This window comes from Burkholderia sp. Se-20378, from assembly GCF_017104665.1.
In the GTDB taxonomy this organism is placed as follows: domain Bacteria; phylum Pseudomonadota; class Gammaproteobacteria; order Burkholderiales; family Burkholderiaceae; genus Burkholderia; species Burkholderia lata.
Genome location: NZ_JAAGPG010000043.1, coordinates 18,628 through 31,344 on the forward strand (window position 1 = coordinate 18,628; position 12,717 = coordinate 31,344).

The following is a 12,717-nucleotide window of genomic DNA, read 5'->3' on the forward strand; positions in this document are numbered from 1 at the left end:
CCGCTGTATGGGCGCGTATGGGCGTTTTCGCTACACTGGGCCGTCATCGCATCGGCTTGCGCAGCCGGCCGCCGGCACCCGCGCTGTCGATGCGAACCCATTATTTCAGCGAGCTTTCGCCGCACTTCGAACCATGTCACTCGATCCCAACTATCCTCGCGACCTGATCGGCTACGGCCGCCATCCCGTTCAGGCGAACTGGCCGGGGCGCGCCCGCGTCGCCGTGCAATTCGTGCTGAACTACGAGGAGGGGGGCGAGAACTGCGTGCTGCACGGTGATCCGGGCTCCGAGCAGTTCCTGTCGGAAATCGTTGGCGCGGCCGCGTATCCCGACCGCCACATGAGCATGGAGTCGATCTACGAATACGGTTCGCGGGCCGGCGTGTGGCGCATCCTGCGCGAATTCGAGAAGCGCGGGATGCCGCTGACGGTGTTCGGCGTCGGCATGGCGATCGAACGCCACCCGGAGCTCGCGCGCGCATTCGTCGAGCTGGGCCATGAAATCGCATGTCACGGCTGGCGCTGGATTCACTACCAGAGCATGACGCCGGAACTCGAGGCCGAGCACATGCGCCTCGGGATGGAAGCGATCGAGCGCGTGACGGGCGAGCGCCCGCTCGGCTGGTACACCGGCCGCGACAGTCCCAATACGCACCGCCTCGTCGCGGAATACGGCGGTTTCCTGTACGACTCCGACAACTACGGCGACGACCTGCCGTTCTGGATGGACGTCGAAGTCACCGGCGGCAAGAAATCGCCGCAGCTGATCGTGCCTTACACGCTCGACACGAACGACATGCGCTTTGCGACGCCGCAGGGCTTCAACACCGGCGATCACTTCTTCGACTACCTGCGCGACGCATTCGACGTGCTGTACGCGGAGGGCGACGAAGCGCCGAAGATGCTGTCGATCGGCATGCACTGCCGGTTGCTCGGCCGGCCGGGCCGGTTCCGCGGGCTGCAGCGTTTCCTCGATCACATCGAGAAGCACGATCGCGTATGGGTGACGCGCCGTGTCGATATCGCGCGTCACTGGCGTGAACATCATCCGTATCAGCCCAATCATCGAAACGAAGGGAAAGCATGAAGGCGATGCGCTACACGTTGGAACAACTGAACACGATGGCGCCGAGCGCATTTGTCGCGGCGTTGTCGGGGATTTTCGAACATTCGCCGTGGGTGGCCGAAGTCGCCGCGGGCGAGCGGCCGTTCGCGAGCATCGATGCACTGCACAAGACGATGTCGGGTGCGGTGGAAACCGGCGGCGAAGTGCGCCAGCTCGCACTGATCAACGCTCACCCGGAGCTGGCCGGCAAGGCCGCCGTGCGCGGCGAGCTGACCGCCGAGTCGACGCGCGAGCAGAGCGGCGCGGGCCTCGACCAGTGCACGCAGGAAGAGTTCGACAAGCTGCTGACGCTGAACCGCACGTATCGCGAGAAGTTCGGTTTCCCGTTCATCCTCGCGGTGCGCGGCTATGACCGGCACGGCATCATCGCGAACTTCGAGTCGCGCGTGAATCATTCGCGCACCGAGGAACTGCGGGCGAGCCTCGACCAGATCTACCGGATCGCGCGCTTCCGCCTCGACGACCTGATCGACGCCTGACACCGCAATACGGCCTGCTGCGTCGCAGCGGCCTGATCGCATCACTGAAACAAGGAAACATCATGGCTGTTCCGCTTCTCGATCCCAACGCACCCGACTTCACACGGCGCTACGTGAATCTTGCCGACCCGCGTCTCGGTGCGCAGGCGCTCGAAGCCAGCGACGATTTCTTCGCGCCGAAGGATCGGATGCTGAACCCCGAGCCGGCCGTCTTCATCCCCGGCAAGTACGACGACCACGGCAAGTGGATGGACGGCTGGGAAACGCGCCGCAAGCGCACGACGGGCTACGACTGGTGCATCGTCAAGCTCGCGCGCCCGGGCGTGATCAAGGGCTTCGACATCGATACGAGCCACTTCACCGGCAACTTCCCGCCGGCCGCGTCGATCGAGGCCGCGTTCGTGGCCGACGGCGCGCCGACGCATGCGACCGAGTGGGTCGAGATCGTGCCGTCGACGACGCTGCAGGGCAACAGCCATCACTACGTCGAAGCGAGCGATGCGCGTGCCTTCACGCACCTGCGCGTGAACATCTACCCGGACGGCGGCATTGCACGCCTGCGCGTGTACGGCCAGCCGCAGCTCGACTGGGCCGGCGCGAGCGCGACCGAGCAGTTCGATCTCGCGGCGATGGAAAACGGCGGCTACGTGGTGGCCGCGAACAACCAGCACTTCGGCGTCGCGTCGAACCTGCTGCTGCCGGGCCGCGGCGTGAACATGGGCGATGGCTGGGAAACCCGCCGCCGCCGCGAACCGGGCAACGACTGGGCGATCATCGCGCTCGCGCAGCCTGGCGTGATCCGCAAGATCGAAGTCGATACCGCGTTCTTCAAGGGCAACTATCCGGACCGCTGCTCGATCCAGGCCGCGTACGTATCGGGCGGCACCGACAGCTCGCTGATCACGCAGTCGATGTTCTGGCCCGTGCTGCTCGGCGAACAGAAGCTGCAGATGGACAAGCAGCACTACTTCGAACAGGACATCGCGTCGCTCGGCCCCGTCACGCACGTGCGACTGAACATCATTCCGGACGGCGGCGTGTCGCGCCTGCGTCTGTGGGGGACGCTCGACAAATGAAGACGCTTGCCATCGAACCGCTGACCAAGGAAGCGTTCGCGCCGTTCGGCGACGTGATCGAAACGGAAGGCGCGAAGCAGATCCCGATCAACCTCGGCACCACGATCCGCTTTCACGATCTCGCGAAAGTCGACGTGACCGATGAAGACGGCCGCACGCTCGTCAACCTGTTCCGCGGCCAGCCGCGCACGCTGCCGTTTGAAGTGAAGATGCTGGAGCGGCACCCGCTCGGCAGCCAGGCCTTCGTGCCGCTGAACGACCAGCCGTATCTCGTCGTCGTGGCGCCCGCGGGCGATCTCGATCCGGCGAACATCCGCGCGTTCGTGACGAGCGGGTGGCAGGGCGTCAACTATGCGAAGGGCGTGTGGCATCACCCGCTGATCGCGCTCGGCGGCGTCAGCGACTTCATCGTCGTCGATCGCGGCGGCGACGGCCTGAACCTGAACGAGCAGGACCTGCAGGAATCGCTGTGGCTCACCGACGAGGCGCTGCACGCGCTGACGGCCTGAGTCGCCGGCGTTTCTGCCAGCGCCTGACGAAACCCGCGCATCGTGCGCGGGTTTTTTTATGTGCGGTCGATTCGGCGTGATTCAGGTCGCGGCAGTTTTGCGCGCGTCGCGCGAGCCGCTGACGCGGCGCCGCCGGTTCGTGACCGGCGCATGCTGCGCCGTCAGCTCGGCGACCCAGTCGATGAACACACGCAGCTTTGCGCTGACGTGCCGGTTCGGCGGGAACGCAACGTACATCGGCATCGGTTCGAGCTGCCATTGCTCGAACAGCGGCACCAGTTCGCCACGGGTGCGATGCCGGGCGGCCATGTAGTCGGGCAGCCACAGAATGCCCAACCCGGCGAGGCCGGCCTCGAGGTACGCATTGCCGTCGTCGACCGCGAGCACGTAGCGTCCGCGCACGGTGACCTGCTCGCCGTCGCATGCCATCGCAAACGGCAACGCCTTGCCGGTGCGCGCCCATAGAAAGCCGACGATCCGGTGATGGGTGTCCTCCAGCTCGTCCGGATGCGTCGGCATGCCGGCGCGTGCGAGATAGGCCGGTGATGCATACACGCCGAGCCGCAGGTCGCCGACGTGACGCGCGACCAGCGCGCGGTCGGTCGGCTCGCCGCCGCGCACGACGCAGTCGACGTTCTCGCCGATCACGTCCACCACGCGGTCGCTTACGCCCATGTCGAGCTGGATGTCCGGATGGCGCGCGTGGAAACCGGGCAGCGCGGGGATCAGGATCAGGCGCGCGAACGGGCTCGGCACGTCCACGCGCAGCCGCCCCCGGGGCGACGCGGAGGCGGCGGACAGGCTTGTTTCGGCGTCGTCCATGTCGGCCAGCAGCCGCACGACGCGGTCGTAGTACGCGGCGCCGTCCGCAGTGACGACGACCTTGCGCGTGGTGCGGTTGAACAGCTTCACGCGCAGCCGAGCTTCGAGCTGTTGTACGAGCTGCGTGACGGTGGTGCGGCTCATGTGCAGCGTCTCGGCCGCCTTCGTGAAACTGCCGGCTTCCACTACGCGGGCGAACGCCTGCATTGCGTCGAATCGATCCATCGGGTCAGGGCTCCGCGTCGGTCGGATATTGTTTGGTGCGTGCAAACAGTGTTGGACAGGGTTGCCGGTTTATTCGCCGGGCAACGGTCCTTAAAGTGCCTTCATCGTTGATGCCGGGGCGGATTCGCCCCACAAACCGAAGGAGGTAAGAGATGGTAAAGCGTAGCGTGGTTTTTCCGCCCGGTCGCCAGGCGCTGTACGACCGCAACCGCTATTCGCCGGCAGTGCGCTCGAACGGCTTCCTGTTCGTATCCGGGCAGGTCGGCAGCCGCGAGGACGGCTCGCCCGAGCCGGAACTGGGCGCGCAGGTCCGCCGTGCGTTCGACAACCTGACTGCGGTGCTGCGCGCAGCCGGCTGCACGTTCGACGACGTCGTCGACGTGACGGTGTTCCTCGTCGATCCCGAAGCGACGTTCGAGCGGATCTGGGAGATCGTCCCCGAATACTGGGGCGATGCGCCGCATCCGACGCTGACCGCCGTCGGCGTGACCTGGCTGTATGGGTTCCAGTTCGAGATCAAGGTGATCGCGCGGTTGCCGGAGACGGTTGAAGGGTGAGCAGGGCGCCCGCGGTCCGTGGCGGCGCACGTCACGGTGCGGCCGGCGGCTCCTGTTCGTACGCGCGGTGCAGCAGCGCGACGAATGACGATGCGTCCGGCAGCGTCGCCGTGCCGAACCGGCGCACGGCGATCCCGGGCGTCCACGAATTCATCACGACGGCGCCGGCCATCGACGACAGGTCGGCCGGCGTCAGTTCGCGATCGTGCTGCGCGACGCCCAGGCGCGCCAGTTGCCGGCGCACGATACGCATCGTGACGCCGCCGAGCATGCCGGCCACCGGCCACACGACCGCGTCGCCGGTCCAGAACGCAAGATTCCAGATCGAGCCTTCGCTGATGCACCCATGGCGATCGATGAAGGCCGCGTCGTCGAAACGCTGCGCGATCGCGCGGCGCAGGAAGTGCGTCTTCGCGACTTCGCCGACGTGCTTGATGTCTGGTAGCACGCGCTCGTATTCGAACAGCGCGAGATCGAGCGGGCCCGCGGGCCCTGACGACGGTGCGGCGGTGCGGACCAGCACGTCGAGCGTTTCGTCGTCGCGCGGCGCGACGAATTCGCCCGTTGACGCATGCACGGTCGCCGTCAGCGACAGCGCCGACGGCGCACGATCGAGCGCTGCGCGCAGGAGCGTGCGAATCCGGTCGTCGGGCAGTGCCTGGCCGAACAGCGTGTTCGACGCATTGCGCAGCCGCGCGAGATGTAGGTCGAGGCCGCGCACGTGGCCGTCGCGTACCTGCATCGCGGTGAAATGCGCATGGCCCGCGAACGCGAGCGCGGCGAGCGCGTCCGGGGTGGCGGTGACGCCGTTGAGCTGGGCGACGGACGGGAACGGGGTAACGGTCATCGATGGATCTCCGGGTTCGGCCGCGAGGCGAGGCGGCGCGGGGCGGCTCGCGGCATCTTCAAGAAAGCCTATTGTTTGCCGATTGATGGCGTCTTGAAAAACGAGTAGTTTTGGAACGGTCATCAAATCCGGTTTGAAGATCGATGGAACGCATGTGGCCCGGTACGCGCGCGCTGAGGACGTTCGATGCGGCGGCGCGGCACCTGAATTTCTCGCGGGCGGCCGACGAGGTCGGACTGACGCCGGCGGCTGTCAGTCACCAGATCAAGGAAATCGAGGCGCAGCTCGACATGGACCTGTTCGTCCGCACGAGCCGCAGCATCCGGCTGACGCCGGCCGGTGTCGTGCTGGCTGCTGCGGCCGCCGAAGCGCTGGCGGGGATGCAGCGCGCGACCGCCCGGGCACGGCGCATCGCGCGGGAGCAGACGGAGCTGCGCGTGTCGGTCGGCGCGCGCTTCGCGACGCACTGGCTGCTGCCGCGCCTGCCGCGTTTCAGGGCTGCGCATCCGGCGTTCGAGCTGTCGTTCGATATCACCGACCGGTTGCGCGACTTCGATGACGACGATGTCGATGTGGCGATCCGATTCGGCACCGGGCGTTATCGCGACGCGTGCGCGCAGCGCCTGTTCGATACGTCGGTCGTTGCGGTCTGCAGCCCGGCGCTGTTGTCCTCAGGGACACCGTTGCGCAAGCCGCGCGACCTGCTGCGCCACACGCTTTGCCACGCGGACTGTGAAGTCGACGGCGTGACCTGGCCGCGCTGGTCGGCGTGGATGGCCGCGGCCGGCGTCGACGGTTTCGACGACAGCCGGTGCGTCGCGTTTCCGGATTCGAGCCACGTCGTGCAGGCCGTGACGGACGGTACGGCGGTCGGTCTGGCGGAGCCGCACATGATTGCGCGAGATCTTTCGGAAGGGCGCATCGTGCAGTTGTTCGACGTGAATGTCGAGGTGGCGCCCGGCCTTGCGTATCACGTCGTGTATCCGACGCACACGCAGGACGATCCGCGCATCGTCGCCTTGCGCGCCTGGCTCGCGGACGAAGTCGCGGCGATGCGCGCGTAGCGGTGCCGGTGGCGCGTGCTATCGTGCCCGCATCTCCACAGCACGATGCCCGGTTCCGGGCGTGTTCCTTCGATGAGCCAACCAGAAAGCAACCTCGCGATCCTGCTGAGCACGATGCAGCCCGAACTGCATCCGGGCGCGTTCGCATTCGTGTCGCTGCCGACCGACGCAGACGTATCGTTATCCGAAGTGATTGCGACATTCCGCGAGGCGGAAGGGCTGACGGTCGTGGTCGATGAGGAGGCGGCCGCGCGCCGTGGCTGGCCCGTATTGTTTCGCGCCGCCTGGATCACGCTGACCGTGCATTCCGACCTCGCGGCTGTCGGCCTCACGGCGGCGTTCGCACGCGCACTCGGCGCGGCCGGCATCAGCTGCAACGTGATGGCGGCGGCCTGTCACGATCACATCTTCGTGCCGTTCGACGACGGCGCGCGCGCACTCGATGCACTTGTCGCGCTCCAGCGCGACGCGATGCGCGGCTGATACGCGAAGGGCGTCCGGGGCACGCAAAAAAAAACGGGCCCGTCACCGGGCCCGCGAACGGAAAGGATTACGCCGGAAAGCGATCCCGGCGCACGGCGGCTTACTTGTTCGCGCCACCCTCGAACCAGGCGGCGAGCTTCGTGCGCTCGTCGTCGGTCATGTGCGTGACGTTGCCGATCGGCATCGCCTTCAGGCGCACGGCCTGTTCGTAGATACGCTGTGCGTTCTTCGACACTTCGTCCGGCGTGTCGAACATCACGCCTGCGGGCGCGCTGCCCATCAGCGTCGGCTTCGCCGAGTGGCACTCGACGCAGCGCTGCTGCAGGATCGGCATGATGTCGTTGATCACGACCTTCGGTGCGTTCGCGGCCTGCGCTTCCGGTGCGACCGGCTTCGGCATCGTCCAGACCAGCGCGGCCGACAGCAGTGCGACGCCGCCGATCGGCAGGTACCACAGCTGCTTGCCGCGGTGACGCATCACGAAGAACTGGCGGATCAGCGCGCCGGCCAGCATGATCATCACGAGCACGACCCAGTTGAACTTGTTCGTGTAGGTCATCGCGTAGTGGTTCGACAGCATCGCGAACACGACCGGCAGCGTGAAGTACGTGTTGTGCACCGAGCGCTGCTTGCCGCGCTTGCCGTAGATCGGGTTCGGCTCCTCGCCCTTGAGCATCTTGTCGACCATCTTGCGCTGGCCGGGGATGATCACGAAGAACACGTTCGCCGACATGATCGTCGCGAGCATCGCGCCGACGATCAGGTAGGCGGCACGACCCGCGAAGATGTGGCACGCGAGGTAGGCGGCGGCGACCACGTAGATGCCGACGCAGATGCCGAGCACGCGGTCGTTGGTGCCGAGGATGCGACACAGCGAGTCGTAGACGATCCAGCCGGCCGCGAGGAAACCGAGTGCGGAAGCGACGGCGACCACCGGGCCCATGTCGAGCACGCTCTTGTCGATCAGGTACGTGTTCGGCGCGAGCAGGTACAGCACGAAGAACAGCGAGAAGCCCGACAGCCAGGTCGTGTACGACGGCCACTTCGACCAGTGCAGGTCATCCGGCATTTCCGGCGGAGCGACCGTGTACTTCTGCATGTTGTAGAAACCGCCACCGTGGACGTGCCACAGCTCGCCGAACACACCGCGCTTGCGCTGGTTCGGGTCGGTCGGCGGTTTCAGGCTGTTGTCGAGCGCGACGAAATAGAACGACTCGCCGATCCACGCAATGGCGACGATGACGTGCAGCCATCGCAGCGCGAGGTTCAGCCAGTCGGTGATGAAGCCTTCCATGAAACTCCTCCAGACTCAGATTTTGTCTTGATGTGGGCGCTGATGCGTATGTCAGCTGCCGCGATAGGTGCTGTACGACCACGGCGACACGAGCAGCGGCACGTGGTAGTGCGAGCCGGTGTCGGCGATGCCGAAGCGGAGCACGACGCGATCGACGAAACGGGGTTCGGGCACCTTCACGCCGAGCGACGCGAAGTAGTCGCCGGCATGGAACACGAGTTCGTATTCGCCGGCGGCGAGCGCGGCGCCTTCGAGCAGGGGTTCGTCGCAGCGGCCGTCGCTATTGGTCAGCACGGTCTTGATCGCGCGGCGCGATTCGCCGTCCAGCGCGTAGAGGTCCACCTTGATTGCAGCGCCGGGACGGCCGTGCGCCGTATCGAGTACGTGGGTAGTGAGCTTTCCCATTCGCAATTGTCCTTGTGTGAATGCGAGGTTCGGCGGCGACTCGATCCATTGACTGTGCGGCGGATCGAGGCTCCACGTCACGTGGCTACATACCCGTCGGCGAGATTGAAGCGAGCGCCGTGCAGGCATTGTAAAAAGGTTCCCCGCGCAAATACGGGCGCGATATCAAAGATAATGCGCCGCGCATGAGCGGCTGTCGACGGCACGCCGGATACCGCTTCCGGCGGGCGTTTCGGGCCTCCGGCGGGGCGTTGCGCGGCGTACCATATCGAAACCGTGAAACGCGGTATTCCGGATCGCGCATTGTGTGCGGCGCGCGCTTGGGCGATCCTCCCGCCGTGCGCGTCGGCCTGATGGCCCGCGCGTACCCCGAAGACGGCGAGCACGCCGGGTAACCGGGCCAGGGCGTTCGAACGGACGCGGGCACCGGAGCGTGCCGCGATTCAGCGTTCGAACGGCTGTGTGACCGCCTCCAGGACAGCCCCTGGGGGCAGACCGACGCGGAGAACGCATGAACCTCGAGCAGCACGCTGGCGCACGCGCGCCGAACCCCTCCTCATCCCGCCCGAAAACCCTGCTGGTCAAGCACGCCGACGTGCTCGTGACCATGGACGACACGCGCCGCGAGTTGCGCGACGCGGGGCTCTACATCGAAGACAACCGGATCGTCGCGGTCGGCCCGACCGCCGAGCTGCCCAATACGGCCGACGAAGTGCTCGACCTGCGCGGCCACCTCGTGATCCCGGGGCTGGTGAACACGCACCACCACATGTACCAGAGCCTGACGCGCGCGGTGCCCGCGGCGCAGAACGCCGAACTGTTCGGCTGGCTCACGAACCTGTACAAGATCTGGGCGCACCTGACGCCCGAGATGATCGAGGTGTCGACGCTCACCGCGATGGCCGAGCTGCTGCAGTCGGGCTGCACGACGTCGAGCGATCATCTGTACATCTACCCGAACGGCAGCCGCCTCGACGACAGCATCGGCGCGGCGCAGCGGATCGGCATGCGTTTTCACGCGAGCCGCGGCGCGATGAGCGTCGGCCAGCGCGACGGCGGGCTGCCGCCCGATTCGGTCGTCGAGCGCGAGCCCGACATCCTGCGCGACACGCAGCGCCTGATCGAGACCTATCACGACGAAGGCCGCTACGCGATGCTGCGCGTGGTCGTTGCGCCGTGCTCGCCGTTCTCGGTGAGCCGCGACCTGATGCGCGACGCGGCCGTGCTCGCGCGCGAATACGGCGTGTCGCTGCACACGCACCTCGCGGAGAACGTCAACGACATCGCGTACAGCCGCGAGAAGTTCGGGATGACGCCCGCCGAATATGCGGAAGATCTCGGTTGGGTCGGCCACGATGTGTGGCATGCGCACTGCGTGCAGCTCGACGATGCGGGCATCAGCCTGTTCGCGCGCACCGGCACGGGTGTCGCGCACTGTCCGTGCTCGAACATGCGGCTCGCGTCGGGTATCGCGCCGGTGAAGAAGATGCGTCTCGCGGGCGTGCCGGTCGGCCTCGGCGTCGACGGCTCCGCATCGAACGACGGCGCGCAGATGGTGGCGGAAGTGCGGCAGGCGCTGCTGCTGCAGCGGGTCGGTTTCGGGCCCGATGCGATGACCGCGCGCGAAGCGCTCGAAATCGCGACGCTCGGCGGTGCGAAGGTGCTGAACCGTGACGATATCGGCGCGCTGAAGCCGGGCATGGCCGCGGACTTCGCCGCATTCGACCTGCGCCAGCCGCTGTTCGCGGGCGCGCTGCACGATCCGGTCGCGGCGCTCGTGTTCTGCGCACCGTCGCAGACGGCGTACACGGTGGTGAACGGGAAGGTGGTGGTGCGGGAAGGGCGTCTGGCGACGCTCGACCTGCCGCCCGTCATCGCGCGTCACAACGCGCTCGCGCAGGCACTGGTCGAGGCGTCGCGCTGAAGGACGGCTGGCGCCCTCCGGCGGCTGCGTTGCCGCCGGGCATGCCGCCAGCTGTCGCCACGCCGCGCCGGAACGGCGCGGGCGGCGCGTGCCGTTACGGCTCGATCAGCGTGCGGGTGGCTTCGGCGACGAGGCCGCGCAGCCAGCGCACTTCGTCGGAGTAGTGGCAGCGCTCGTGCCACAGCTGGTAGTACTGCATCGGCGGGAAGTCGAGCGGCGCCGGCACGACCGACAGCGGCAGGAACTTCGCGTAGTGATCGGCGAACAGGCGCGTCGTCGTGAAGATCAGGTCGGACTTCACGAGCACGTACGGTGCGAGGTTGAAGTACGGCAGCGTGACGACCACGTGGCGCTTGAGCCGTTCGCGTGCGAGATGCACGTCGATCGCGCCGCGCTGGCCGACCGAGTACGGCGTCGGCGCGAGATGCGGGGCGTTCAGGTACTGGTCGAGCGTGAGCCCGCCGCGCTTCGCGAACGGGTGCGTGTTGCTCATCAGGCAGACGATTTCGTCGACGAACAGGTTCGACAGGTGCAGCTGCTCCGGCGGTTCGGGCCAGTTGCCGACGACGATGTCGAGCTTGCCATCCTCCAGCGCGAGCTCGTAGTCGAACGCCGGTCCGAGCGAATGGAACTCGAGCGTCGCGTTCGGCGCGGCCTGGCGGAAGCGTTCGACGACCGTCGGCACGAACAGCACGTTCAGGTAGTCGGGGCAGCCGATCCGGTAGCAGCGGATCGACGTGGCCGGGTCGAAGTTGTGCTGCTGGAACTTGATGCGCTCGATTTCACGCAGCGCGTTCTGCACGGGCTCGAGCAGGCGCAGCCCGTATTCGGTCGGCACCATGCCGGATTTGCCGCGCACCAGCAGCGGATCGCCGGTGATGTCGCGCAGGCGTCGCAGCGCGGCGCTGATCGCCGGCTGCGACTGGTTCAGTTTGACGGCCGCGCGCGTGACGCTGCGCTCCATCAACAAGGTGTGCAAGACGCGCAAGAGGTACGTGTCGATCGCCTCGCGTTGCTGACTCATGATATCTCCGTTTTATATGTCTGGGCTGATCGAGGGGGCATGGGGGTATATCGTTTTTAATATGAAGCTGGGCCAGCGTCAAGAGATGGATACCCGCAGACACCCGCCGGCCGGGCCGCGACAAGGGGCCCGAACGGGGGGGATGTGAAGCGCGCGGCGCCGCGCGGACGCGCGTTGCGCGGATCCGGATCGCGGCGCGGCGTGTGATGCGACGGGCGCGTCAGTCGTCGATGCGCATGCCGACCTTCAGCGTGACTTGCCAGTGCACGACCTGGTCGCCCTCGATGTGGCCGCGCGTTTCGGTCACCTGGAACCAGTGCAGGTTGTGCAGCGTCTTGCCGGCTTTCGAGATCGCGTTGCGGATGGCGTCGTCGCTCGATTGCTTCGACGACCCGGTCAGCTCGATCATCTTGTACACGTGGTCGCTCATGATGCGCTCCCTGGGATATCGGTATGGATGGCCGGTGCAAGCCGTGGTCCCGAAGCGCCGCCGCGCGTGCCCGGCTTCTTGAGTGATAGGTATGATGGGCGGCAAGTTCAACCCATATCGGAGACGAGGAACATCGTGGAAGTCGGATTTTGCGGACCGGGATTGATGGGCGCGCCGATGATTCGGCATTTGCTGGCGGCCGGGCATCGGGTCAGCGTGTGGAATCGCTCGCGCGACAAGGCCGAGGCGCTCGTGAAGGACGGCGCGCAGGTGGTCGGCACGCCGCGCGAACTGGTGGAGCGCGTCGATACGGTCTTCGTGTGCGTGCTCGACGGCCGTGCGGTGGGCGACGTCGTGTTCGGCGAGCACGGGCTGCTGTCCGGCGACGCCGCTGCGCGCCGCCTGCAGCGCATCGTCGATCATTCGAGCATCCCGCCCGCTGCCACGCGTGA

At 66.7% G+C, this 12,717-nt stretch carries 15 protein-coding genes; 9 read left to right on the forward strand and 6 right to left on the reverse strand.

Going from position 1 to position 12,717, the window contains the following annotated elements:
* Positions 1–133 precede the first annotated feature (133 nt).
* From puuE to G3N93_RS08365, 4 genes are all read left to right on the forward strand, one after another.
* Entirely contained in the window at positions 134–1,087 is a 954-nt protein-coding gene (puuE, locus tag G3N93_RS08350; protein ID WP_174941266.1) for an allantoinase PuuE, read from the forward strand.
* Positions 1,084–1,605, forward strand: coding sequence for a 2-oxo-4-hydroxy-4-carboxy-5-ureidoimidazoline decarboxylase (gene uraD / locus G3N93_RS08355; RefSeq protein ID WP_011352410.1), 522 nt, complete (start codon positions 1,084–1,086; stop codon positions 1,603–1,605). The genes puuE and uraD overlap by 4 nt, the downstream gene beginning before the upstream one ends.
* Positions 1,606–1,667: 62 nt before the next feature.
* Positions 1,668–2,681, forward strand: coding sequence for an allantoicase (gene alc / locus G3N93_RS08360; RefSeq protein WP_011352409.1), 1,014 nt, complete (start codon positions 1,668–1,670; stop codon positions 2,679–2,681).
* Positions 2,678–3,190, forward strand: coding sequence for an ureidoglycolate lyase (locus tag G3N93_RS08365; RefSeq protein ID WP_124583936.1), 513 nt, complete (start codon positions 2,678–2,680; stop codon positions 3,188–3,190). Before alc ends, G3N93_RS08365 begins: the two co-directional genes overlap by 4 nt.
* An 81-nt stretch (positions 3,191–3,271) precedes the next feature.
* Here the strand turns inward: G3N93_RS08365 and G3N93_RS08370 are convergent, their stop codons facing one another.
* The gene (locus G3N93_RS08370) at positions 3,272–4,237 is read right to left on the reverse strand and encodes a LysR family transcriptional regulator (protein WP_206132769.1); all 966 of its coding nucleotides are present in this window, start codon (positions 4,235–4,237) and stop codon (positions 3,272–3,274) included.
* A 152-nt stretch (positions 4,238–4,389) separates the two neighbouring features.
* Here G3N93_RS08370 and G3N93_RS08375 point away from each other — a divergent pair, with 152 nt between their 5' ends.
* A complete protein-coding gene (locus G3N93_RS08375) occupies positions 4,390–4,794 on the forward strand; it encodes a RidA family protein (RefSeq protein WP_206132770.1) in 405 nt (134 codons plus the stop codon).
* 31 nt (positions 4,795–4,825) lie between these two features.
* Here G3N93_RS08375 and G3N93_RS08380 read toward each other — a convergent pair whose 3' ends face one another.
* Entirely contained in the window at positions 4,826–5,641 is an 816-nt protein-coding gene (locus G3N93_RS08380; protein WP_206132771.1) for an aminotransferase class IV family protein, read from the reverse strand.
* Positions 5,642–5,784: 143 nt separating this feature from the next.
* On the opposite strand from G3N93_RS08380, the gene G3N93_RS08385 reads away from it, so the two are divergent.
* Both G3N93_RS08385 and G3N93_RS08390 read left to right on the forward strand, forming a co-directional pair.
* Positions 5,785–6,705 carry a LysR substrate-binding domain-containing protein gene (locus G3N93_RS08385; protein ID WP_206132772.1) on the forward strand — a complete coding sequence of 307 codons (921 nt, stop codon included), beginning with the start codon at positions 5,785–5,787 and terminating at the stop codon, positions 6,703–6,705.
* Between the two features lie 72 nt (positions 6,706–6,777).
* On the forward strand, positions 6,778–7,188 hold the full coding sequence (locus G3N93_RS08390; protein WP_206132773.1) for an ACT domain-containing protein: 411 nt from the start codon (positions 6,778–6,780) through the stop codon (positions 7,186–7,188).
* Positions 7,189–7,288: 100 nt separating this feature from the next.
* Here G3N93_RS08390 and G3N93_RS08395 read toward each other — a convergent pair whose 3' ends face one another.
* Entirely contained in the window at positions 7,289–8,482 is a 1,194-nt protein-coding gene (locus G3N93_RS08395; RefSeq protein WP_122945658.1) for a urate hydroxylase PuuD, read from the reverse strand.
* A 51-nt stretch (positions 8,483–8,533) separates the two neighbouring features.
* Positions 8,534–8,887 carry a hydroxyisourate hydrolase gene (uraH, locus tag G3N93_RS08400; RefSeq protein WP_011352401.1) on the reverse strand — a complete coding sequence of 118 codons (354 nt, stop codon included), beginning with the start codon at positions 8,885–8,887 and terminating at the stop codon, positions 8,534–8,536.
* A 511-nt stretch (positions 8,888–9,398) separates the two neighbouring features.
* Between uraH and G3N93_RS08405 the strand changes: the two genes are divergently transcribed.
* Positions 9,399–10,811 carry an 8-oxoguanine deaminase gene (locus G3N93_RS08405; RefSeq protein WP_206132774.1) on the forward strand — a complete coding sequence of 471 codons (1,413 nt, stop codon included), beginning with the start codon at positions 9,399–9,401 and terminating at the stop codon, positions 10,809–10,811.
* A gap of 94 nt (positions 10,812–10,905) precedes the next feature.
* Here the strand turns inward: G3N93_RS08405 and G3N93_RS08410 are convergent, their stop codons facing one another.
* Both G3N93_RS08410 and G3N93_RS08415 read right to left on the reverse strand, forming a co-directional pair.
* Positions 10,906–11,835, reverse strand: coding sequence for a LysR substrate-binding domain-containing protein (locus G3N93_RS08410; protein WP_006402708.1), 930 nt, complete (start codon positions 11,833–11,835; stop codon positions 10,906–10,908).
* A gap of 220 nt (positions 11,836–12,055) precedes the next feature.
* A complete protein-coding gene (locus G3N93_RS08415; protein ID WP_011352399.1) occupies positions 12,056–12,265 on the reverse strand; it encodes a dodecin in 210 nt (69 codons plus the stop codon).
* Positions 12,266–12,400: 135 nt separating this feature from the next.
* On the opposite strand from G3N93_RS08415, the gene G3N93_RS08420 reads away from it, so the two are divergent.
* Positions 12,401–12,717: NAD(P)-binding domain-containing protein (locus G3N93_RS08420; protein ID WP_206132775.1), on the forward strand; the 317-nt coding region annotated here is incomplete at its 3' end.

What these genes read in the sequence shown, in the direction of transcription:
- puuE (WP_174941266.1), top strand. Translation starts at nt 134, where the DNA reads ATGTCACTCGATCCCAACTATCCTCGCGACCTGATCGGCTACGGCCGC.
- uraD (WP_011352410.1), top strand. Translation starts at nt 1,084, where the DNA reads ATGAAGGCGATGCGCTACACGTTGGAACAACTGAACACGATGGCGCCG.
- alc (WP_011352409.1), top strand. Translation starts at nt 1,668, where the DNA reads ATGGCTGTTCCGCTTCTCGATCCCAACGCACCCGACTTCACACGGCGC.
- G3N93_RS08365 (WP_124583936.1), top strand. Translation starts at nt 2,678, where the DNA reads ATGAAGACGCTTGCCATCGAACCGCTGACCAAGGAAGCGTTCGCGCCG.
- G3N93_RS08370 (WP_206132769.1), bottom strand. Translation starts at nt 4,237, where the DNA reads ATGGATCGATTCGACGCAATGCAGGCGTTCGCCCGCGTAGTGGAAGCC.
- G3N93_RS08375 (WP_206132770.1), top strand. Translation starts at nt 4,390, where the DNA reads ATGGTAAAGCGTAGCGTGGTTTTTCCGCCCGGTCGCCAGGCGCTGTAC.
- G3N93_RS08380 (WP_206132771.1), bottom strand. Translation starts at nt 5,641, where the DNA reads ATGACCGTTACCCCGTTCCCGTCCGTCGCCCAGCTCAACGGCGTCACC.
- G3N93_RS08385 (WP_206132772.1), top strand. Translation starts at nt 5,785, where the DNA reads ATGGAACGCATGTGGCCCGGTACGCGCGCGCTGAGGACGTTCGATGCG.
- G3N93_RS08390 (WP_206132773.1), top strand. Translation starts at nt 6,778, where the DNA reads ATGAGCCAACCAGAAAGCAACCTCGCGATCCTGCTGAGCACGATGCAG.
- G3N93_RS08395 (WP_122945658.1), bottom strand. Translation starts at nt 8,482, where the DNA reads ATGGAAGGCTTCATCACCGACTGGCTGAACCTCGCGCTGCGATGGCTG.
- uraH (WP_011352401.1), bottom strand. Translation starts at nt 8,887, where the DNA reads ATGGGAAAGCTCACTACCCACGTACTCGATACGGCGCACGGCCGTCCC.
- G3N93_RS08405 (WP_206132774.1), top strand. Translation starts at nt 9,399, where the DNA reads ATGAACCTCGAGCAGCACGCTGGCGCACGCGCGCCGAACCCCTCCTCA.
- G3N93_RS08410 (WP_006402708.1), bottom strand. Translation starts at nt 11,835, where the DNA reads ATGAGTCAGCAACGCGAGGCGATCGACACGTACCTCTTGCGCGTCTTG.
- G3N93_RS08415 (WP_011352399.1), bottom strand. Translation starts at nt 12,265, where the DNA reads ATGAGCGACCACGTGTACAAGATGATCGAGCTGACCGGGTCGTCGAAG.